Source organism: Aromatoleum sp. (genome assembly GCF_036675785.1).
GTDB lineage: Bacteria > Pseudomonadota > Gammaproteobacteria > Burkholderiales > Rhodocyclaceae > Aromatoleum.
In genome coordinates this window covers 35,739-58,316 of the sequence record NZ_JAKFEF010000062.1, presented here as the reverse complement: position 1 = coordinate 58,316, position 22,578 = coordinate 35,739, and the positions used below count along the sequence as shown (strand labels likewise).

Sequence of the window (22,578 nt, the reverse complement as noted above, 5' to 3'; positions counted from 1 at the left end):
CATGTCCGATCGATTTCTGCGTCTCGATGACGTGCCGCTAACCGGCCGTCGCGTGTTCATCCGCGCGGACTTCAACGTCCCGTTGACCGAGGACGGCCAGGTCGCCGACGACACCCGAATCCGCGCGACGCTTCCCGGCATTCGCCGCTGCCTCGACGCCGGTGCCGCGGTCGTCGTGACGTCGCATCTCGGACGGCCGACGGAAGGGGCGCTCGGTCGCGCCGACTCGCTCGCGCCCGTCGCCGACTGCCTCGCGCGACTCCTCGGCCGTCCGGTGCCGCTCGTCGCCGATTGGGTCGACGGGCGTTTCGCCGTTCGCTCCGGCGAACTCGTCCTGCTCGAGAACTGCCGCGGCAACCGCGGCGAGAAGGCCGACGCGCCCGAGCTCGCGGCGCGCATCGCAAGCTGGATCGACGTCTATGTGAACGAGGCCTTCGGCACCGCGCATCGCAGGGAATGCACGCTGCATGCGCTCGCGCTGGCGGCGCCGCTCGCCTGCGCCGGGCCGCTGCTCGCGGCCGAGCTCGACGCGCTCGGCCGCGCGCTGGCGCAGCCTGCCCGCCCGCTGATCGCGATCGTCGGCGGCTCGAAAGTGTCGACGAAACTGACGATCCTCCAGAGCCTCGCGGACAAGGTCGATGCCCTCGTCGTCGGCGGCGGCATCGCAAACACCTTTCTCGCCGCTCGCGGTCATGGGGTCGGGAAGTCGCTGTTCGAGCCGGACCTGCTCGACGCCGCCCGCCTGGTCGAACGCCGCCTCGCCGCGCGCGGCGCGCATCTGTGGCTGCCGGAAGATGTCGTCGTCGCGGACCGATTCGCCGCCGACGCGCGCGTCACGGTGCGTGGGGCAGGGGAGGTGCAGGCCGACGAGATGATCCTCGACATCGGACCGCGCGCGCAGGCGAGCCTCGCGGGCGAGCTCGCGCGCGCCGGCACGATCGTCTGGAACGGACCGGTCGGCGTGTTCGAGCTCGCGCCGTTCGCGGCCGGCACGCGCGCGCTGGCGACTGCGATCGCCGAGAGCCGTGCGTACTCGATCGCCGGTGGCGGCGACACGCTCGCGGCGATCGCGGCGTTCCGCGTCGGCGAGCGCATCGACTACATCTCGACCGGGGGCGGAGCGTTTCTCGAGTTCCTAGAGGGGCGCGAACTTCCGGCGGTCGCGGCGCTGCAGATCCGCAAACAGCTCTCCAGCCGCCGCGTCGTGCCGGTGCGTGAATACGAACACGAGCCGGAGCCGGGCTGACGCCGGCCCCACGCTCCACGAAAACCCGACCCCATCCAGGAGACAGCAATGGCAATGATCGCGCTGCGCCAACTTCTCGACCACGCCGCCGAACACGGGTATGGCGTGCCTGCTTTCAACATCAACAACATGGAACAGATCCAGGCCATCATGGCCGCGGCCGAACGAACCGACAGCCCGGTGATCCTGCAGGCTTCGGCCGGCGCGCGCGGCTATGCCGGCGAAGCCTTCCTCCGCAAGATGGTGGAGGCCGCGGTGGAGCAGTGGCCGGACATCCCGATCTGCCTGCACCAGGACCACGGTGCGAGCCCGGCAGTGTGCGCGCAGTCGATCCGCTCCGGCTTCACGAGCGTGATGATGGACGGCTCCTTGCATGAGGACATGAAGACGCCGGCAAGCTATAAGTACAACGTCGACGTCACCCGCCGCGTCGTCGAGATCGCGCATGCGGTCGGCGTATCGGTCGAAGGCGAGCTCGGCTGTCTCGGCTCGCTCGAGACCGGCCAGGCCGGCGAGGAGGACGGCGTCGGCGCCGAAGGCACGCTCGACCGCGCGCAGATGCTGACCGACCCGGCGGAGGCGGCCGACTTCGTCGCCGCGACTGGCGTCGACGCGCTCGCGGTCGCGATCGGCACGAGCCATGGTGCCTATAAGTTCACCCGGCCGCCGACGGGCGACATCCTCGCGCTCGATCGTATCGCGGCGATTCACCGCCGCATCCCCGATACCCATCTCGTGATGCACGGGTCCTCCAGCGTGCCGCAGGAATGGCTCGCGATCATCCGCGAGTTCGGCGGCGAGATCGGCGAGACCTACGGCGTGCCGCTCGAGGCGATCGTCGAAGGCATCCGCAACGGCGTGCGCAAGGTCAATATCGACACCGACCTGCGCCTCGCAATGAGCGGGGCGATCCGCCGCCTCGCGGTGCAGGCGCCGGGCGAGTTCGATCCGCGCAAGTTCTTCAAGGTCGCGAAGGACGCCGCCGCAGGCATTTGTACCGTCCGTTTCGAAGCCTTCGGCACGGCCGGGCAGGCGAGCCGCATCACGCCCTTGCCGCTCGCCGCAATGGTGAAGCGTTACTCCTGAAACGAACGAGCGGGCGCGCCCGATCGCGGGCGCCCGGGATGCGACGAGGCCGCCCGCGAGGCGGCCTTTTTGTGTCCATCACCGGCGTCACGCGCGGACCATTCCCCGACGCCGTACCCCCGCCGATGCGCCCGCCCTGTACCCCGGCCTGACACCCCGGTCCGACACCGCGGCGCCCGCGCCCGACCCAGCCCCGCGGCCCCGCGGCCCCCGGCACGTTGGCACCCCGGCCCGACACCCGGCCCGACACCCGGACACTTTCGTATTACAGACAGGAATGCGAGTTGGGTAATGACTCGTCAGTCATGCGGTCGCACGCCCCCGGTGGCAGTCCTCTTGGCCTGCCGCGGTAGCGGCCGCTACTACCCGCGGGGTAGTGCCAACGGGAAATTTCGGCGCTTTGTCGATCTACCGATACTTGGCCCCAGAACAACGACGGACATGGAGATTTTTCGATGACATCCCGACAGTCGGTCCTGAACGTACGGCACCGCGAACTTGGCTCCAAACTCGATGGCGACACCTGGAACGGAATGCCGATTCCCTGGCGCTACGGTCGCGACCCGCACGACGAGGTGGTCGCCGTGCGCACCGCGGCGGGCCTCTACGACATCAGCGCGTTGAATATCGTGCGCGTCAGCGGCCGGGACGCCGAGGCCGTCATCGACCGCCTGGTTCCGATCGATGTCCGGCGCCTGCGTCCGGGTTCAGCCCGGCTCGCCGCCGTCGTCAATGAGCGCGGGGCGATCAGCGACGATCTGATGGTCATTCGCGACGGCGAAAACGAGTTCCGCCTGTCGCACGGCAGCGGCGCGACGCAGGAGCAGTTGGCGGCGCTTTGCGCCGGCCGCGACGTGAGCTGGGAGCAGGATTTCGACGTACATATGCTGTCGCTGCAGGGTCCTCGCGCCGCGGCGATCCTCGCGCCGCACATCGGCATCGACCTGGCGTCGCTGCCGTACTTCGAACATCGCCAAACGACGCTGTGCGGGCTGAAGGTAACGGTGTCGCGCGGCGGCTATTCGGGCGAGGAGGGCTTCGAGCTCGCGTGCTCGGCCGCCGACGCCGTCGCGCTGTGGGACAGCCTTCTCGAGGTCGGAAAACCGGCGGGCCTGATTCCGTGCTCGTGGGACTCGCTCGACGTCGCGCGCATCGAGGCCGGCCTGCTGTTCTTTCCGTTCGACATGCCCGAAGGCGACACGACGCCGTGGGAGGTCAATCTCGGCTGGGCGATCGACGAGGACAAGGCCGCCGACTACATCGGCAAGACGGCGCTGCTCGCGGCGCGCGGAAACGAGCGGGTCTTCCAAGCCGGTGTCGCCGTGCGTGACGAGGTCGCCGTCGAGGGAGGCGCCCGCATCCTGGTCGACGGCAAGGAGGTCGGCGTCGTGACGAGCGCGACCTTCAGCCGTTACCTGATGCAGTCCCTCGCATTGGTGCACCTGAAACCCGAATACAAGGCGCTCGGAACGCGGGTCGAGATCCACGACAGCCGGGGCAGGCATGCCGGCGTGGTCGTCAGGACGCCGTTCTACGACCCGCAGCGCCTGCGCACCCGCGTGCGGGCGGCCTGACGAGTGCGGCCTGGAGGCCGGCGACGGGACTATGCGCGCGAACGCATTGCCAATGGCCCGCCGCGGCCAAATCTGCCCCCTGCCGACGAGTGCCGCCGCAAGCGCCGTCGTGCCGGCAAATCGCGGAACGCCCGATTCGACCCCCCCGGAGGCCTCATGAGCATGGACCATCCCCTCGACGTGCGTGTGACCGAGATCGAGCAGGTGACTCCCCTGATCAAGCGTTTCACGCTCGAAGCCGCGGACGGGGAAGCCCTGCCGTCCTTCAGCGCCGGTAGTCATATCGTCATCGAGATGACGGACGGCGACTCGGTCTATTGCAGCCCGTACTCGCTGATCGGTTCGCCGTGGGAGAGCGGGCCTTACCGGATCGCGGTGCGCCGCAGCGAGAAAGGGTGGGGCGGGTCGCACTACATGCACGAAAAGGTCGGAATCGGTTCCGTGCTGCGGATTTCGGCGCCGGTCAATCTGTTCCCGCTGATCCGCACACGCAGCAAGCACGTCCTGATCGCCGGCGGCGTCGGCGTCACCCCGTTCTTCGCGCATCTCGCCGAGTTGCGCGCGATGGCGGTTCCCCACGAACTGCATTACGCGGTGCGCAACGTCGAACACGCCGGCTTCGTCGATGAGCTGCGGCAGATGATCGGCGACGACCTGCATGTGTATGTCTCGGACGACGGGCAGTCGATCGATTTCGATGCGCTGCTGGCCCCGCAGCCGCAGGGCGCCGAGGTGTACGTCTGCGGGCCCGAGCGGATGGTGGCGGCGACCTTCGCCGCCGCCCGCGCCGCCGGCTGGCACGACGGCAGGGTGCATGCGGAACAGTTCGCCTCTCCCGCTGCCAGCGTGTCGCCCGAAGGCCGTGCGACGAAAAGCGGTTCCACCGCTAGCGAACCCTTCGAGGCGGGCGAGGGCGGCACTGCGCGCCTCCAGCGCGACGACCGCGTCGAGCTGGCCGTCTAGGAGGGGAGATGAAACCTGCCCTCGGCGGCCGCGCGAAGTTTCACGACGACATCCCCCGCGCGAACGCCTCCGCGATAACGCATTTCCCGTTTCCCTCGGGCTCCTCGCCCGAATGACCAGATGCGGCACCGGATGTCGGCCGGCGCCGCGCTGCAAACCGATGCCCTGACCGCAATCCACGCGAACAGGGCGGATTCCTACAACCCGCCTGGAGACAACACGATGGCTCGCGATCCTCGTTACGACATTCTCTTCGAACCGATCCAGATCGGCCCGAAAACCCTGCGCAACCGCTTCTATCAGGTGCCGCACTGCATCGGCGCCGGCTCGACGCTGCCGGGCTTCCAGGCCGCGCACCGCTCGATGAAGGCCGAAGGCGGCTGGGCGGCGATGAACACCGAATACTGTTCGATCCACCCTGAGTCCGACGACACGCATCGTCTGTCGGCGCGGATCTGGGACGAAGGGGACGTGCGCAATCTGCGCGCGATGACCGACGAGGTGCACAAGTACGGCGCGCTCGCGGGCATCGAGATGTGGTACGGCGGCGCGCACGCGCCCTGCATGGAAAGCCGCGCGACGCCGCGCGGCCCAAGCCAGTACGCGTCGGAGTTCGAGACCCTGACCTACTGCAAGGAGATGGATCTGGACGACATCGCGCAGGTGCAGCAGTACTACGTCGATGCGGCGCTGCGCGCGCGCGACGCGGGCTTCGACATCGTTTATGTCTATGGTGCGCACTCCTACCTGCCGCTGCAGTTCCTGTCGCCGTATTACAACAAGCGCACCGACAAGTACGGCGGCTCGGTGCAGAACCGGGCGCGCTTCTGGGTCGAGACGCTCGAAAAGGTGCGCCGCGCCGTCGGCGACGACTGCGCGATCGCGACGCGATTCGCGGTCGATTCGCTCTATGGCAAGGGCGGCATCGAGGTCGAGCGCGACGGCATGGCCTTCGTCGAGATGGCCGACTCGCTGGTCGACCTGTGGGACGTCGATGTGGGCGACATCGCCGAGTGGGGCGAGGACGCCGGCCCGTCACGCTTCTATCTGCAGGGGCACCAGGTGCCCTGGACGCGCTTCATCAAGCAGGTGTCGAAGAAGCCGGTGCTCGGCGTCGGCCGCTTCACCGATCCGGAGAAGATGACCGAGATCGTCACGAAGGGCATCGCCGACATCATCGGTGCCGCGCGGCCGTCGATCGCCGATCCGTTCCTGCCGAAGAAGATCGAGGAAGGGCGGGTCGACGACATCCGCGTCTGCATCGGCTGCAACGTCTGCATCTCGCGCTGGGAGATCGGCGGCCCGCCGATGATCTGCACGCAGAACGCCACCGCCGGCGAGGAATACCGCCGCGGCTGGCACCCGGAAAAGTTCGCCAAGGCCAAGTCGGATGATGCAGTGCTCGTGGTCGGCGCCGGCCCGGCCGGTTCGGAGTGCGCGCGGGTGCTGATGGAGCGCGGCCACACGGTGCACCTGGTGGACCAGGCCGAGAAGATCGGCGGCCACCTGAACAAGATCGTCACGCTGCCGGGCCTCGGCGAGTGGGGCTACCACCGCGACTACCGCGAAACTCAGATCACCAAGCTGCTGAAGAAGAACAAGCAGAACCAGCTCGCGCTCGGCCAGAAGCCGATGACCGCCGCCGACATCCTCGCGTACGGCGCGGAGAAGGTCGTCATCGCGACCGGCGCGCACTGGGTCGGCGACGGCACGAACTGCCTGACGCACGATCCCATCCCGGGCGCCGACGCCTCGCGCGACGACCAGCTCACTCCGGAGCAGGTCATCGAAGGCAAGAAGCCGATCGGCAAGCGCGTCGTGATCCTCAACGCCGACACCTACTTCATGGCGCCCAGTCTCGCCGAGAAGCTCGCGGTCGCCGGCCATGACGTGACGATCGTCAGCGGCGTGCATCTCGCGAACTACATGCACTTCACGCTCGAGTACCCGAACATGATGCGCCGGCTGCACGAGCTCGGCGTCAAGGAGATGGGCGACCACTTCGCGAGCCAGATCCGGCCGGGGGAGATCGAGGTGTACAACATGTGGGGCGACGGCTCCCGCCGCACCTATCGGGGTGCCGGCGAGTCGCCGCGCGACGCGAACAAGACCCACCGCTGGATCGGGTTCGACTCGCTGGTGCTGGTCACCGGCCGGCGCTCGAACGACAGCCTGTTCCGCGAGCTGAAGGCGGCCGAGGGCCAGTGGGAGAGCAACGGCATCAAGGGGATCTACCTGATCGGCGACGCGGAAGCCCCGCGGCTGATCGCTGACGCGACCTTCAGCGGGCACCGCGTCGGCCGCGAGATCCAGGAGAAGAATCCCCAGATCCCGCTGCCTTACCGCCGTGAAGTCGCGGTGTGGGGCACGCCGCACATGCCGGGCGGCAGCTTCGAGATCCAGTACAAGGTGTAAGGCGCCCTCCGCGCTGCGGGTGCGGCGCGTCAGGCGCCGCACCCCGCCGCTTCCCCTGAAAACCAGACGGAAAGCCTCCATGCTCGCGACAGACACATTCGATCCGCTGCAGGTCACGCGCATCCTGTTCGAGGGATTCTCGTCCCCCGCGATTGTCCTGTTCTACCTGCTCGGCTTCGGCGCCATCGGGGTGTTCGGTTACGGCACGTGGGTGCAGATTCGCAAGTACCGCCGCGGGCGGCCGCTGGAGTCCACGCTCGCGCTTGGCGCGCGCTTCCTCGACATGTGCCGCACCGTGCTCAGCCATCGCACGATCGTGCGCCGCGACCCCGCGGCCGGCCGCGCGCACCGGCTGATCTTCTTCGGCTTCGTGCTGCTCTTCCTCGGCACCGCGACGATCACGCTCGAATACGACGTCCTCGAGCCGCTGACCGGGCTGCGCTTCTGGCATGGCGACTTCTACCTGTGGTTCTCGCTCGTGCTCGATGTCGCCGGCGTCTGCCTGATTTCGGGCCTTATTTACATGATGGTGCGGCGCGGCTGGATCAAGCCGCCGAAGCTCGACTATGCCCGCCCCGACCGCCAGCTCGGCGACCCGGACTACGACCGCAGCGCCTACCGCCGCGAGGACTGGGCGTTCCTGTGGACGCTGATCGTGATCGGCATCACCGGCTACGTGCTCGAGGCGTCGCGCCTGGTGTGGCTCGCGGAGCGCCCGGAGGCGTGGGAGCTGCGCTGGTGGTCGCCGTTCGGGGCGCTGGTCGCCCACGCGATGAGCGCGGCCGGGCTCGGCGCAGACGGCGCGGGCGCCCTGCGCGCCGGACTGTGGTGGTTCCATGGCGTGCTCGCGCTGACGCTGATCGCGCTGATCCCCTTCACGAAGGTCAAGCACATCTTCACCGCGTCGGGGTCGCTGATGATGCGCAACCCGCTGGCCGCGCAGCGCCTGCCGCGCCAGCCGGCCGAGAGCGAGCGCGTCGGTTACGCGACGATCACGGACTTCACGTGGAAGCACCTGCTCAACCTCGACGCCTGTACGAAGTGCGGCCGCTGCCACGAGGCGTGTCCCGCGCGTGCGTCCGGCGCGCCGCTGTCGCCGCGCGACGTGATCCTGTCGCTGCGCGAGTTCGCGAACGAGGCGCTGCAGAAGAAGACGCTGCCCGACGAGGTGAAGCTCGACGTGCATGGCAAGGACGTCGGCCAGGTGTTCATGGAAACGCTGTGGTCTTGCCGTACCTGCATGGCGTGCGTCGAGATCTGCCCGGTCGCGGTCGAGCATGTGCCGATCATCGTCCAGATGCGCCGCAAGCTGGTCGAGGACGGCGCGATGGAGCCGCTGCTGCAGAAGACGCTGCAGACGATCCACAAGACCGGCAACTCGTTCGGCGAGTCGAAGCGCAAGCGCGCGGCCTGGACGAAGGCGCTGCCGTTCCCAATCAAGGACGCCCGCAAGGAAGAGGTCGAGGTCCTGTGGTTCGTCGGCGACTACGCGTCGTTCGACCCGCGCAACCAAAAGGTCAGCCAGGCTTTCGCGACCCTGCTGCACGACAATGACATCGATTTCGGCCTGCTCTTCGAAGGCGAATCGAACGCCGGCAACGATGTGCGCCGAGTCGGCGAGGAGGGGCTCTACGAACTGCTCGCGGAAAACAACATCGCGACGCTGAACGGGGCGAGCTTCAAGCGCATCGTCACCACCGATCCGCACTCGTACAACACGATCCGCAACGAGTACCCCGATTTCGGTGGACGGTACGAGATCGAGCACTACACGAGCTACGTGCAGCGCATGGTCGAGGAGGGGCGGCTGCGGTTCAAACGCCCGCTCGGGTACCGCGTCACGCTGCACGACCCCTGCCACCTCGGCCGCTACAACAAGGGGTACGGTGCGCCACGCGAGCTGCTGCGGGGGCTTGGCTGCGAGCTCGTCGAAATGCCGCGCCACGGCGACAACTCCTTCTGCTGCGGTGCCGGCGGCGGGCGCATCTGGATTCCGGATGCGGTCGGGACCGAGAAGCCCTCGCAGATCCGCATGCGCGAAGCCGGGGAGATCGAAGGGCTGGAAGTGTTCGTCGTGTGCTGCCCGAAAGACCTCACGATGTTCGAGGACGCGCGGAAGACCTGCGGTTTCGAAGGGCGCTTCGTCGTCCGCGAGCTGATCGAGCTGATCACCGAAGCGCTCGTCGATCCGAAGTCCGCGACCGCTGCCGAGGATGCCAGCCGTGACGCGGTCGCCGTCGTCTAGTTCGCGCTCCGTGGCGTCGTCGCAGCGGCACTGGCTCGAGTTGCTGCGGCGCGCGCGGGGGAGCGACGAGCCGTTCAGCGCGGCAGCGCTGTACCCCGACGCGGGGCCGCAGCAGCGGCAGTTGCTTGAACCGCGTTTGTTCGGCGCGCGTCGCGACCGGCTGCTGTTGGCATCGGCCGCGTTCGTCGCCCCCGCCGTGCTGGAGCGGCTCGCGAGCGTCGCCGACGACGAGACGCTGCGGGTACGACTGGCCCGCAACCCTTCGGCGCCCGCCGAAGCGTTGGGCCAGGTGTGGCGCGACGGCGCGCGCGCGCGCCTTGCCCCGTTGCTTGCCCGCCACCCGAATACCCCGCGCGAGATTCTCGCGGAACTGGGCGAAGCCACTACGGATCTCGATACGCTCTGCGCGCTGTGCGAGAACACCGGCAGCAGCTCCGACATCCTCGCGACGGTCGAGCAGCGGCGCATCCCCGTGCTCCAGCGTCTGCTCGCAGTCAATCTCGCGACCGATGGCCCGACGCTGATGGCACTGTGGCGAGCCACCGACGAGGAAGCGGTTCGCGCGCAGATCCTGCTCCATCAGCACTGCCCGGACGCGCTGCTGCGGGCGCTGCCGGCGTCGCCGCTGGAACGGCGCTGCATCGCGCGGCACGCTCGGACGCCGCCCGCGCTTCTCGCCGAACTCGCACGCGATGCCGAGGTCGCCGTGCGTCGCGCCACGACGGCGAACCCGGCGACGCCCGTCGCGGCCATCGTCGCAAGTTGCTTCGATACCGACGAAGCGGTGCGGCGCACCGTAGCCGCGCGACGCGATCTCCCGATCACCCTCGCCGCGTGTCTCGCCGACGACTCCGACACCTGGGTGCGCCGGGTACTCGCGCGCAACCCGGCGTGCCCCAGCTATCTCCTCGAACGCTCGGCGGCGGACCACGATCTCGAGGTCCGCCGCTCGGTGGCCCGGCACCCGGCCTGCCCCGAGTCGCTGCTCGATCGCCTCAGTCGCGACGCGGCCCCTTGGGTGCAGGCGGCAGTGGCCTATCGCGACGACCTGCCGCCCGCGGTCGTGCGGCGGCTCGCGCGCAGCAGCGACGTCGACGTCCTCGCCGGCGTCGGCCGCAACCCGGAGACGGCGGCGTCGCGGCTCGCCCGCCTCGCGGTGCACGAGTGCGCCGACGTGCGCCGCGCGGTGATCCTGAATCGGCAGACGCCGCGCGCGATCCTCCGGGTCCTGCGCCAGGACCCGTATCCGCTGCACCGTGCGCTCGCGGTCGACCATCCCAACCTCGCCGACGCCGACCGCTGGCGCATGCGCGACGACCCGGACATCCAAGTCCGGTACCGCGTTTACCACCATTTCGCGAGGCAACTCGGACCGGCAGCGGACGCGACCGGCGACGCCGCCATGCAGCACGAGCAATACCCCCACGCAGCGCAGGAGAAGATGGAGACGATATGAAAATACTGGTGACGATCAAACAAGTGTCCTCGCTCGACGAGGATTTCGAGATCCGCGAGGACGGTCGCGACGTCGATCCCGACTTCCTTCTCCACGATCTCAACGAGTGGGACAACTACAGCCTCGAGGAGGCGATGCGGCTCAAGGAAGGTCCGGGCGGCGCCGACATCGAGGTCGTCGTCGCGACAGTCGGTCCGGACAGCGCCGACGAGGAGCTGCGCAAGTGCCTCGCGAAAGGCGCGGACCGCGCGATCCGCGTGTGGAGCGACGAGCTCGAAGAATGCGACGCGATCGCGGTGTCGCGGGTGCTCGCCGCGCTCGCGCGCAAAGAGGCGCCGGGCCTGATCTTCGCCGGCGTGCAGGCGTCGGACCACGCGTTCGGCGCGACCGGCATGGCGATGGCCGGGTTGCTCGGTCTGCCGCATGCCGCGGTCGTCGCGGCGCTCGACTATGAACCCGGCGGCAAGAGCGCGACGGTCCGGCGCGAGCTCGAGGGCGGCACCTTCGCGTCGGTGCGCATCGACTGCCCGGCGGTCCTGACGCTGCAACTCGGCATCAATACGCCGCGCTACGCGTCGCTGCGCGGCATCAAGCAAGCCGCGCAACGGCCGATCGAGCTGCTCGATCCGCAAGCGCTCGGGATGCCGGCGGATGAGATTGGCACCGCGGGATCGCTGTCGCGCGTGCGGCGGATGTACGTGCCGGAGAAGGGCCGCGCCCAGATGATCGCGGGAACTCCCGCCGAACAGGCTGCGCGGCTGGCACAAATCATCAAGGAATTCAGGGGGGAAGCGTAATGAGCGGAATTCTCGTAGTCGGCGAACATCGCAAGGGCGAATTGCGGCCGGTCACCGGCGAACTGATCGGGGCCGCGGTCGCGCTGAAGTCCACGACCGGCGAGCCGGTACGCGTCGCGGTGATCGGCGAGGCGCCGGAGCGCTACGCGGACGCGCTGAAGCTCGAGGGGGTCGACGAGATTCTCACCGTGCAGGCCGTCGTCGATGCGTTCGACCCGGAAATCTACGAAGCGTCGGTGCGTGCGCTGATCGCGGCGCGCCAGCCGTCGCTGGTGCTGCTGCCGCACACCATCGATACGCTGGGATACGCCGCGCCGCTCGTCGCCTGCGACGGGCACGGGTTTGCGACCGACATATTCGGCATCGTGCGGGACGCCGACGGCTGGCTCGCGACGCGTGCCGGGTATGGCCAGAAAGTGAATGTGGAAGTGGACTTCCCGGGCCGCGAAACCGTCGTCCTGACGGTGCGTCCGGGCGCCTACAAGCCCGTCGAGAATGCCGGCGCCCCCGCAGTTGCCGCGATCCCGGCCCCTGCGGTCACGCCGCGCAGTCAGCACCTCGACTTCGAGGAGCCGGCCGGCGGCGACGACGTCGATATTCCGGGTGCGGAGTTCATTCTCTCGATCGGCCGCGGCGTCGGCGAAGAGGACAACGTCGAGCAGTTCAAGGAGCTCTCGGACGCGGCCGGCGCGACGCTCGGATGCTCGCGCCCGATCGCGGACTCGGGCTGGCTGCCGAAGTCGCGCCAGGTGGGCCAGTCGGGCAAGACCGCGGCGAACTGCAAGCTCTACATCGCGATGGGCATTTCGGGCTCGGTGCAGCACATGGCCGGGATGAAGCACGTCGACACGATCGTCGCAGTGAACACCGACCCCGAGGCTTCGATCTTCACGATCGCCCGGTACGGCATTGTCGGCGACATCTTCGACATCGGCCAGGAACTGCGCAATCACCTCTGACCATTCGGGGGGCCGCAGGCCCCCTTTTCACAGGGAGAGATCGAAAATGTCACAACGGCATCTGGGAATGCGCGCGCTCGGCTGCATGGCTGCATGCGGTGCGGGCCTTGCGGTTAGCGGCGGCGTCCTGGCGCAAGAAGCGGAGAGCCCGCACAAAGTCAGCTCCAACGTCGGCTTCTTCACGAACTACGTGTTTCGCGGCATGACCTACACGCAGAATCGCCCGGCGCTGCAGGGCGGGTTCGATTATGCGCACGCGAGCGGGCTTTACGCCGGCGTCTGGGGCACGAACGTCAGCAACGAGGCCATCAACGACGCCAGTCTGGAGATCGATCTGTACGGCGGCTATGCCGGGGCGGTCGGGGACTGGAGCTACGACGTCGGCCTGCTGCAGTTCTATTACCCCGAACACCCGAAGCTTCCGGGGACGCGGGAGAAATACGACACGCTCGAAGCCTACGCGTCGGTCGGCTGGCAGATGCTGACGCTGAAGTATTCCCACACGCTGACCGATTTCTTCGGATTCAACAGCGACTCGATGGGCGACGGGCGCGGCGATTCGAAAGGCAGCGGCTATCTCGAACTGAACGCCAAGGTGCCGCTCGGCGCGGACTTCGCTCTCGGCCTGCACGTGGGACGGCAGCGGGTGCGAAACTACGACGACTTCGACTACACGGACTGGCGGGTCGCTCTGAGCAAGACGTTCGGGGAAGGCTGGACGGCCGCGGTTGCCTACACCCGCACCAATGCGGACGACGGCCTGTGGGTCGCGGACGACGAGAAACTCGGTGAGGGGCACTGGATTGCGAGTCTCGTGCGGTCCTTCTGAAACCTCCGCAGGGGCGCGGGCCTATCCTTTCGCGGTCGTCGCCACGGAATCAGCTGCGGTGACAATTGCGACGCCCCGGCGGGCCGCGAGTTCGAGGAGGTCGGAAAGGCGATTGTCGGTTCCGCTGGCCCGGCCGGCGTCGGAAACGACATTGATACGCCAGAAGTCGGCGACCATCAGCCACGCCGATAGCGCGGTGTCTTCGTCGAGGGACGCGGCTGTGATGTGCAAGCCCACGCGGACTCCCGACTCGCGCAGAGACCGCAGATCGAGCTGCCGCGGCGCAACGCAGTGTGCCGCAGGCAGCGCGAGCAAAAGATCGACGCGACCGGCGGATTTCGGCGGGAGCGATTTCAGGGCAGCGGCGGCGCTGGTCAGCAGCGAAGCGGTCGGCGGCATGCAGTCGAGGCGGATTGCGAGCCGCTGCCCGAGCCGCAATGCAAGGAGCCCTTGTGTGCAAACGGCCTCGATATACCTCGAAACCAGGGCATCCAACGTGCCCTGCTGATATGCGTGGAGGAACATCTGCGCCGGGGGTATCGTGCCCATGCGCGGGCTATGCCAGCGGGCGGAGCCCTCGATTGCGCCGTGCCCCGCGTCCATGACAGCGTTGGAAACGAGACTCACCGCGAGCGCGTCCGCTATGAACGCGCGCTCGAATTCGCTCGCGGAATGGCGCCATCTCAGCGCGGATTGCTGCGCGCGCTTGCTCGCAAAGGCGAACCGCACGGCGCTACCGGCGCGTTGGCACTGGGGCGAACAGCCCGCGCGCATCGCGTCGCGTAACATCGACTGGGCATCCGAGTGGGGGTCGATGCTCAGGGCGACGCCGATCCGGACGCTGATAGAAATGTCGACGCCCTCGATGTCGAAGGGGGCCTCGAGCAGGCCGGCGATAACGTCCACCCATGCCCCCGTGCATACCACCGCTTCGGTGCAGACGTCACCGGCGGCCTGGCCGGTGAAGCGCGCCAGATCGGGCAACTGCGGCAATCGCCCGTCGGGCAGCGCGGTGTCGTAATGAATGAGAATGTCGAACTCGTCGCTGCCATGCCTCCCCACCGAGATCCCGGCGCGACAGAGCTGTCCCAGGCGCTTACCGAGTTGCGCCAGCAGCGCGTCGCCGGTCGCGCGGCCGTGGCGCTCGTTGATCCGTTTGAGGTTGTCGATGTCCAGGCGCAGCAGCGCGAACGGCCGCGGCGTTACCGCGTCGTCCCTGATCGCCGCCGCCACGCGGTCAAGGAGCAGTGCAGGGCTCTTCAGACCGGTCAGCGTGTCCCGCAGGGATTCACGGACGATCCGCTCTTCGTCCCGCTTCTGCCCACTGACGTCGGAGACGAAGCCTTCGATCGCGAGCAGCGTGCCATCACCGGCGAAAATGCCGCCGCTGCGTTCCTCGACCCATTTCTCCTGGCCTTCGCGCGTGCGGATGCGATAGCGCAGGTGAAAAGCCTTCTGCTGCGCCAACTGGGTCTGGACGTAGTCCCACACGTATTCGCGATCTTCGGGGTGGATCAGTTGGTCGTAAGACGACTGGTCGAGCAGGTCCACTGCTTCGTAACCGGTCAGTTCGAAGCATCCGTCGCTGACGAATTCCATTGTCCAGCGGCGGTCGTTGCGGCAACGGAAGGCCGTTCCGGGAAGGTGATCGAGCAGCGTCGAGAGGCTGCGATCGCGGGCACGCAGCGCGTCCTCGGCGCGTTTGCGCGAGTGAATGTCCGTCATCACGCCGGTCGCGCCGTTGATCTGTCCGTGTCTGCCGCGCCGACGCGTCAGCCGGACTTCCACCCAGCACTGGCGCCCGTCGCGACAGATCAGCCGAGTCTCGAAGCGAATCGCGTCGTTGCCGGGCTGCAGGATCTGGAGGAACCGCTCCCGGTTCTGTGCCTGGTCGTCCGGATGGACGTAATGGAAAAAGGACGTGCCGACGCAGTCGCGTGCGTCGAGCGCGGTGACCGTCTTCCAGGCGCGGTTGAGAAAAGTCAGGGTGGCGTCGCGGTCAGCCTGGAATACGATATCGTGAATGCCGTCGACGAGCGTGTGGTCGTCGTGCCCGACGGGAGTTTCATGCGGTGCGGACGGGGGCGGGCGGCTCGCGGGTTGCAGACGGCTGCGGCGGGTGCAAAATTCAGCGGAGACGAGGAACAATGAGGCGACGCCGAGGCACCCGACCGCGAGGATGGGGGTCGAGGGCATCCATCCGAATCCGGCTCCTATTGCATACGCGCATGCCACGGCAGCACCAATCAGATAGAGCCATACCGTCAGCACGTTCTTCCCTCCACGATTGATCAACAGCAGGGGGCGAGCACGAGGCGATGCCTCGGCGGGGATGAGCGCGGAAAGCAGCAGATGGAGATATGACTTCCAATCGAACGACGTCCGCCGAGACTCGGCCATCATACTGGCTTTTGGAGACGGGACAACGGCTGCGGGCCCGGCCTTGGCTCCCGGTGATGGCCGTGGCGGTATGCGCTGCGCTCGCACTGCTCGCGCAGCCGATCCTGACCGCTGCGTGGACCAGCGACGCTGTACGTTTCATCGCGCGAGCCGCCCAGTTGCAGGAGCGCGCGATGTCGCTCTCCCATCAGGTCCCCGCGACAGCCGCAACACGCGAATGGCTGGATGAAACCCGGCTCCTGCTCGACGCGTTACCGTTCCGGATCGAGCTCCCGGTGGCTCCGCCGCCCGCGACGTTCGACTCGATTGCCACCGCAATGCCGGTTCTGGAGGCGGGAACGCTGGCGGTGGCCGAAGCCTTGCAGCGGCATCTGCGGGTCGACATCGCGGTGAGGATCGCACTGCTACTCGTGGCCGCCGGCGGTGCGTCGATCGGCTTGCACCTGCGACGCAACGCCGAGCAGTTCGCCCGCGAATCCGCGGCTCACATGCTCGCAGCCGCGCCCCCGCCCGACCGCTGGCTCGATCTGCTCGACCGGGTGATAGCCGAGCTGGCCGGGCCCGCGCTCGGGCGGCAGGCGCTGAAGAAGTTGTCGGAGGGGTTGGGTGAAGCGCTCGATGCCAGCGCCTGCGGTATCTGCCTGAGCGAGGACATCCAGGAGTCGATGCAGCTGCCCCCGGTCATCCACGCGGGCGAGCTCGGGTGGGCGCAGGTCGAACAGCTTCGCTTGCTGTCCGTGGCGGGAAGGTACCAGACCTTCGAACTGGGCTCTTCGAGCGGGCGCGACAACGAGGTCTCGCGCGGCATCGCAGTGCCGGTCGGTGACGGCAGTACATGGTACGGGCACCTCTTCGCCGTGGGTCCGGAGTGGGGGGAGCACCCGACGATCCGCGTGCAGGTCATCGAGCTCGTGAGCAAGCATGTGGCGATGGCGATCGGCCATTCGCGCCGGACCCGGGAGGGCCGGCGCCTCGCACTCATCGAAGAGCGTACGTCGATGGCGCGCGAACTTCATGACTCGCTGGCGCAGTCGCTGTCCTTCATGAAGATCCAGGTCAGCCGCGTGCAGACTCTGCTGCAGCGCGGCCGCCCTAGCGAGGAAGTCGCGGCTGCGGCGGAAGAGCTGCGCGACGGGCTGAACGGCGCGTATCGCAAGCTGCGCGAACTGCTGAACACCTTCCGCACGCAGATCAATGCGGGAGGACTAGCGGCGGCGCTGGACGAGGCGCTGGAAGAATATGGCGAGCGCAGCAGCGTTGCGATGACGCTCGACAACCGCCTGGGAAACTACCACCTGAGCGCCAACGAGGAGTTCCATGTCGTCCAGATTGTGCGTGAGGCGTTATCCAACGTCGTGCGTCACGCCGGGGCAAGTCATGCGATCGTCAAGCTGGCGCTGCGGGAGGACGGCTGGACCGCCGTGACGATCGAGGATGATGGGGGTGGGTTCGAACCGGCAGCCGACCATTGGAACCACCACGGGGCAACAATCATGCGCGAACGCGCTTTGAGCCTTGGCGGCGCCCTCTCGATCGAGCGGCGACCGCAGGGCGGATGCCGTGTTACCGCGAGCTTCAAATCGACCGCAGGGGAAGAATGAGGAGGAGTCGCCTCCAACATGTGCAGCAAGACATTGCACGGACAGGGGAATCGAGGGGGTGTAGCATCACCGGTGGTAATGCGCAGTCGCCGGAACAGGCGATGCTTTGGCGGACGTTTTTGCTTTGGGCGACAGGCGTCCGTCACAAAACAATATGGAGCCAATTAAAGGTGGAGACACGTCATACGGTACTGATCATCGATGATCACGCTCTCTTTCGTCGAGGGATGGTCCAGCTGATCGACATGGACACGGATTTCCGCGTGATCGGTGAAGCGGCATCCGGACCCGCAGGTTTGGAGATGGCCGAACGCCTGCGGCCGGACCTCATTCTTCTCGACCTCAACATGCCAGGCATGAACGGCATCGATACGCTGACGCTGCTGCGGGAACGCAATGTCGACGCACGCCTGATAGTACTCACCGTGTCGGACAACCAGCGCGACGTCGTCACGGCCCTCCGCGCCGGTGCCCACGGATATCTTCTGAAGGACATGGAGCCCGAGGATCTGTGGGAAAACCTCAAGAGGGCGATGAAAGGCGTTTCGGTGCTGAGCGAGGCGATCACCGGCACGTTGATCCACGCGGTCACGACCAACCAGCATGTGCCGGCGGTCGAGACCGACCTTACCGCGCGTGAGTCGGAAGTACTTAATTACATCGCCGAAGGCATGTGCAACAAGACCATTGCTCGTGAGCTCGGCATCAGCGTCGGCACGGTCAAAGTCCACGTCAAGCACTTGCTGCACAAGCTCAATCTGCACTCCCGACTAGAGGCTGTCGTGTGGCACCACCAGCGCGAGTCGCTCGCGCAGCGCACGCCTTCCTGAGCGGTTCATGGCGGCGCGGCAGGGGCCGCGCCCGCGCCGTACTTTTCCGCGCCTCCGGTCTCCCCCGCTGCGCGCCCGCGCGCGCCCAAAAAATTGTCCGACGCCGCAGTTTCTCGAGATCCGCGGCGCTGCGTCGACTTCCGACGCAACATTTTCCATCGCAAGAACGCTTCCGATGTGCTCCTTTGTGGGTATGTTCCTCTGGAATATTGTCGCGCTCTCCGACCCCTCCAATAATCCATTTACACGTCGTGCCTTTGTCGGCAGGGACGGACGAGGATGGAGACAGCGATGCCGCTCGCATGGCACGCACAACAACAGGAGGAATGATGACAACCGCAATCCAGGCGAAAGCAGCGTTTCGTGCCCGCAGTATTCGGTGGGGCTTCATCTGGGCGCTCTGGTGTGCAGTGCTGTGGGGCGCGTGGTATGTCCCGGGCGCCGCAATATGGCAAGAGCAACCCTTCGTCGCAATGAACATGGACGATCCGCGTCAGTTCCTCACTGCCGCCGCCGTGATCACGACGCTCAACGCACTTTCGGTGTTGCTGTTCCTGTTCCTGTGGCTGATCGTGCTGGAGAAATTCCGCGACTTCGGCAGGACCGTGGTCCAGTTGCGACGTATCTCCAAATGGTATTTCGCCGCGGCCATTTTCGGCGGACCGATGGCGATCTTTGGTTCGTTCCTGGCGATGGGCTACGTCGGTGCCGTCTTCGCAGCGATCGCCGGCCTGTTGTATCCGATCGTCGGCGCGACGATCGCGCGCGTCTGGTACAACGAAAAGATCACGATCCGGGCCGCCCTCGGGATTCTCGTGATCATCGGCGGCGGCGTTGCGATCTACGCGCCCGGGATCCTCGGCGAAGTGTCCAGCGCTTCTGCAAGCCAGTCATCGTGGATCGGCTATGTCGGCGGTGCGATGGCGGCGCTCGGCTGGGGGGTCGAAGGCGCGCTTGCCGGACGTGCTCTCGATGTCACCGATCCCGATTGCGGCATCACGGTGCGCTTCACTGCGGAGGTTATTTACTGGCTTTGCCTGGTCATGCCGGCGCTCGCGCTGTTCGGCGACGTCGACGTCATCCGCTTGCTGCTCGAAGCCCTGAACCTCAAGGCCGTCACCTGGCTGCTGCTCGCGGGCATCACTTTCGGGTTCTGCTACGTGTCCTGGTACAAATCCTTTCCGTTGATCGGCGTCGGTCGGGGACAGGCGATCGCCGCACTCTACGGCGCCTTCGCCGTGGTCTTCCTGGCGGCATTCACCTTGCAGTTTCCGGCGTGGAACTTCGTGGTCGGTCTCGCACTGGTCGTCGGCGGTGCGTTCCTCATGTACACGGAGAAGAGCGACGTACTCGAGGTCGTGCGGGCGCTGTAGAGAGGCGTCGTCACGCGAACCCAAGGAGAGGGCAAATGGCAAAGATCCACATCAAAGGCTTCATCCTGCAACTCATCGCGCAAACCGACGGCATGTGGGAGAACGAGATCGCCGCGTCGGTCTGCGAGGAATATGGCAGGCCCGGACCTTACTGGCAGGGGGCGGTGCGCGTGACGCTGAGCGACCTGTATTCGGGCGGACTCATCACCAGCCTCGAAGAAAGATTCGACGCCTACAGCGACAAGATGCGATTCCGTTTCGGCCTGAGCGATTTCGGCCGCCGGCGGATGGCGGACACGGGACTGCTCTGAGCTACTTCTCGACCTACTCAAGGAGGAACAACATGTCGGATTTCTGGGGCTATCCGGGAGCGGACGTTCTCGCGCTGATCGTGATTTCCGCTCTTAGCCTGTTCGCGCTATACAACGCGCGGACCTTCGTTACCAAGATCTAGTCGCCGCGCGCCTTGCGGGCCCGCGGCCCCCGGCGCGGGCGGTGATCGGGACGAGCCGCCGGCCTGTATTTCCCCGCCTTATGTCTTCGTGATGGCAACGTGTCGGTCAGGACTGCGGTTCGCGGAAGCGCGGGTTCTGCAGCGCCCACACCGCCGCTTCCAGCCGGCTGGTGACGTTGAGCTTGCGCAGCAGATGCTTGATGTGCACTTTGACGGTTGCGTCGGAGATGTCCAGAAGGCGCGCGATCTGTTTGTTGCTGCGGCCGTCGGCGAGCACGCACAGGATTTCCCGCTCGCGTTCGGTGAAGCCTGCGTGGAGGATCGCGGGCGGTGCATTGAGAGCATGCGCCAGAAGCCCGGCGACGTTGTCTTCGAGCACCACGGCGCCGCGCACCGACTGTTTGATCCGCTGGCACAGTTCCTCCGGCTCCAGCTCCTTGAGCAGGTAGCCGTCTGCGCCGGCGCGCATCGCTTCGAGGACGTCGAGCTCGTTGTCGGACATCGTGAGCATGACGCAGCGCGCGTGCGCCCCCTGCGCCTTCAGCGCCCGCAGCGTTTCGATGCCATTCATCGCCCGCATGTGAAGATCGATCAGGATGAGATCCGCGTCGACCGTTGCAGCCATGGCTACGCCGGTTTCGCCGTCGCTGGCCTCGCCGGCCAGTTCGAGTTCCTCGTCGTCGCGCACGAGCTGCGCCACGCCCTTGCGGAACAGCGGATGGTCGTCGATCAGCAGTATCCGTATCGTCATCGGGTAGTCTCCTCCAGCGTGTCGATGGGCAAGCGCTCCGGAGCGAAGGTGAGTTCGACGTGCGTGCCGCCGTCGGGCCTTTTGGCCACTTCGAGTTTTCCGCTGAGCGAATGAGCGCGTTCGCGCATGATGCTCAGGCCGTAATGATCGGATTCGTTCGCGGATTCACCGACGCCGCGGCCGTCGTCATCCACTGTCACGGTCAAGAGGTGTCCAGGCCCATAGCGGACGTTCACCCAAATGCGGCTGGCGCAGGCGTGGCGTACCGCGTTCGACAGGGCTTCACGGACGATCTGCATGACGTGGAATTCCTCGTTCACTTCGAGGTGACAGCCGCTGATGTCGTGCGCAAGACCGATGTCGAGGCAGCTGCGCTGGCCGAACTCGTCGATCGCCTCCTGCATTGTGGGGAGCAGGCCGCGGGGGTCCATGCGCGCGCGAAACGCGGTGATCAGCTCGCGTACGTCACCGTAGGCGAGCGACAGCCCCTCGCGCAGCTCGGCCGCCATCTGTGCTGCGCCGGCCGCAGCGTTCTCGCCTTCGAGACGTCGTTGCAGCCGCGCCACCTGGATCTTCATGAAACCGATCGACTGCGCCAGCGAGTCGTGCAGCTCCGCCGCGATTGCGCTGCGCTCTTCGATCAGCGCCACGCGCTTTTCCTCGCGGCTGCGGCTGGCGCTCGAAATGGTCAACGCGACGAGATGCGAAAAGCTTTCGGCGAGACTGACTTGAGGGTCATCCACGCGCGCGGTTTCGGAAAATTCAGCCACCAGCATGCCGACGAATGCATCGCCGCAACACACCGGTACCACCAGCGACGGCCTGTCGCAAAGAGCGGACGGCGGCACGATCCGAACAGCGGTTTCCCGCGCCCCCGCGTCATGCGCAAGTGCGTGGACGATTGCGGGTTCGCCCCGGGTCGACAGCACGGCAGCGGCACCGAGGGCCTCGCGCCCCGCTTCGCTCAGGCACAGCGCCACGGTGCGTGCGCCCAGCGCCGTCTCGACGAGCGCGAGCCCGCGCACCAGGCTGAACTCGGACACCTCGTCTGCGCAGAACATGCTTCCCGCCTGGTGCAGTGCCTGCAGGGCCTGGCTCTTGCGCCTCAACTGGTCGCTGCTCGTTCGTCGTCGCCAGCGCTTTTCCGTATCGAGCGCGGCCCGGCGTGCGCTCAGCTCGGCGAGGCGCTCGATCAGGCGGCCGATCTCGTCGCGCCCGCGCGCGTCGCCGTTGCCCGCGGTCAAGCCAAGCGCGGCGTCGGTCCGCCGCACCAGCAGCAGGTAAGCGCGGCGGGCGAGCAGGGCCGCGCCTGCGAGGATGAGCGCAAGGCAGAACCCCTGCAGCAGCAGCATCACGGCGACACGCTGAAGCAGCATGCGGTCGATCCGAGCGAGCGTTGCGCAGATCGGCTCGGTGGCCGCCGACGGTGAATCGGGGCACAGCCCGATCAGCTCGGTGAAGACGCCTTCGAACTGTCGCTGAATCTCCAGGCTGCCCAACAGACTCAACGTGGCCGCCACTGAGCAGCCGCCGAGGATGGCCAGCAGTCCGGTAAATAGGGGATAGCGCCCGCGCGGGCCGACGAAGGGAGAGAGCACG

General features: G+C 67.0%; 17 protein-coding genes. 14 read left to right on the top strand and 3 right to left on the bottom strand.

The features are described 5' to 3' along the window. Nucleotide 1: 1 nt before the first annotated feature. From V6M37_RS13045 to V6M37_RS13000, 10 genes are all read left to right on the top strand, one after another. Nucleotides 2-1,246, top strand: coding sequence for a phosphoglycerate kinase (locus V6M37_RS13045; RefSeq protein WP_332673941.1), 1,245 nt, complete (start codon nucleotides 2-4; stop codon nucleotides 1,244-1,246). A gap of 48 nt (nucleotides 1,247-1,294) precedes the next feature. Beyond that, nucleotides 1,295-2,332: a class II fructose-bisphosphate aldolase gene (fba, locus tag V6M37_RS13040; RefSeq protein ID WP_332673940.1), complete on the top strand. Its 1,038-nt coding sequence runs from the start codon at nucleotides 1,295-1,297 to the stop codon at nucleotides 2,330-2,332. Between the two features lie 455 nt (nucleotides 2,333-2,787). Then, nucleotides 2,788-3,906 carry an aminomethyltransferase family protein gene (locus V6M37_RS13035; protein ID WP_332673937.1) on the top strand — a complete coding sequence of 373 codons (1,119 nt, stop codon included), beginning with the start codon at nucleotides 2,788-2,790 and terminating at the stop codon, nucleotides 3,904-3,906. Between the two features lie 162 nt (nucleotides 3,907-4,068). Further along, nucleotides 4,069-4,869: a ferredoxin reductase gene (locus V6M37_RS13030; protein ID WP_332673936.1), complete on the top strand. Its 801-nt coding sequence runs from the start codon at nucleotides 4,069-4,071 to the stop codon at nucleotides 4,867-4,869. 222 nt (nucleotides 4,870-5,091) lie between these two features. Then, nucleotides 5,092-7,284: an oxidoreductase gene (locus V6M37_RS13025; protein ID WP_332673933.1), complete on the top strand. Its 2,193-nt coding sequence runs from the start codon at nucleotides 5,092-5,094 to the stop codon at nucleotides 7,282-7,284. A 79-nt stretch (nucleotides 7,285-7,363) separates the two neighbouring features. Continuing rightward, on the top strand, nucleotides 7,364-9,529 hold the full coding sequence (locus tag V6M37_RS13020) for a heterodisulfide reductase-related iron-sulfur binding cluster (protein WP_332673932.1): 2,166 nt from the start codon (nucleotides 7,364-7,366) through the stop codon (nucleotides 9,527-9,529). After that, nucleotides 9,507-10,985 (top strand): hypothetical protein, encoded by a 1,479-nt coding sequence (locus tag V6M37_RS13015; RefSeq protein WP_332673930.1) that lies wholly within the window; start codon nucleotides 9,507-9,509, stop codon nucleotides 10,983-10,985. The genes V6M37_RS13020 and V6M37_RS13015 overlap by 23 nt, the downstream gene beginning before the upstream one ends. After that, entirely contained in the window at nucleotides 10,982-11,782 is an 801-nt protein-coding gene (locus tag V6M37_RS13010; RefSeq protein WP_332673928.1) for an electron transfer flavoprotein subunit beta/FixA family protein, read from the top strand. Before V6M37_RS13015 ends, V6M37_RS13010 begins: the two co-directional genes overlap by 4 nt. Continuing rightward, the gene (locus tag V6M37_RS13005) at nucleotides 11,782-12,741 is read left to right on the top strand and encodes an electron transfer flavoprotein subunit alpha/FixB family protein (protein ID WP_332673927.1); all 960 of its coding nucleotides are present in this window, start codon (nucleotides 11,782-11,784) and stop codon (nucleotides 12,739-12,741) included. The genes V6M37_RS13010 and V6M37_RS13005 overlap by 1 nt, the downstream gene beginning before the upstream one ends. A 46-nt stretch (nucleotides 12,742-12,787) precedes the next feature. Then, a complete protein-coding gene (locus V6M37_RS13000) occupies nucleotides 12,788-13,570 on the top strand; it encodes a TorF family putative porin (RefSeq protein ID WP_332673925.1) in 783 nt (260 codons plus the stop codon). A gap of 21 nt (nucleotides 13,571-13,591) precedes the next feature. Here the strand turns inward: V6M37_RS13000 and V6M37_RS12995 are convergent, their stop codons facing one another. Continuing rightward, entirely contained in the window at nucleotides 13,592-15,973 is a 2,382-nt protein-coding gene (locus V6M37_RS12995; protein ID WP_332673922.1) for a PAS domain S-box protein, read from the bottom strand. Between the two features lie 53 nt (nucleotides 15,974-16,026). On the opposite strand from V6M37_RS12995, the gene V6M37_RS12990 reads away from it, so the two are divergent. From V6M37_RS12990 to V6M37_RS12975, 4 genes are all read left to right on the top strand, one after another. Next, complete coding sequence (locus tag V6M37_RS12990; RefSeq protein WP_332673920.1) at nucleotides 16,027-17,571, top strand: histidine kinase; 1,545 nt, start codon at nucleotides 16,027-16,029, stop codon at nucleotides 17,569-17,571. Nucleotides 17,572-17,741: 170 nt separating this feature from the next. Then, nucleotides 17,742-18,401, top strand: a complete 660-nt coding sequence (gene narL / locus V6M37_RS12985; RefSeq protein WP_332673918.1) for a two-component system response regulator NarL — start codon at nucleotides 17,742-17,744, stop codon at nucleotides 18,399-18,401. Between the two features lie 329 nt (nucleotides 18,402-18,730). Then, complete coding sequence (locus V6M37_RS12980) at nucleotides 18,731-19,774, top strand: DMT family transporter (RefSeq protein WP_332673916.1); 1,044 nt, start codon at nucleotides 18,731-18,733, stop codon at nucleotides 19,772-19,774. A gap of 35 nt (nucleotides 19,775-19,809) precedes the next feature. Continuing rightward, nucleotides 19,810-20,085: a hypothetical protein gene (locus V6M37_RS12975; RefSeq protein WP_332673915.1), complete on the top strand. Its 276-nt coding sequence runs from the start codon at nucleotides 19,810-19,812 to the stop codon at nucleotides 20,083-20,085. Between the two features lie 249 nt (nucleotides 20,086-20,334). Here V6M37_RS12975 and narL (V6M37_RS12970) read toward each other — a convergent pair whose 3' ends face one another. Both narL (V6M37_RS12970) and V6M37_RS12965 read right to left on the bottom strand, forming a co-directional pair. Continuing rightward, nucleotides 20,335-20,979: a two-component system response regulator NarL gene (gene narL, locus V6M37_RS12970; protein ID WP_332673911.1), complete on the bottom strand. Its 645-nt coding sequence runs from the start codon at nucleotides 20,977-20,979 to the stop codon at nucleotides 20,335-20,337. After that, entirely contained in the window at nucleotides 20,976-22,577 is a 1,602-nt protein-coding gene (locus tag V6M37_RS12965) for an ATP-binding protein (protein WP_332673909.1), read from the bottom strand. Before V6M37_RS12965 ends, narL (V6M37_RS12970) begins: the two co-directional genes overlap by 4 nt. Nucleotide 22,578 lies beyond the last annotated feature (1 nt).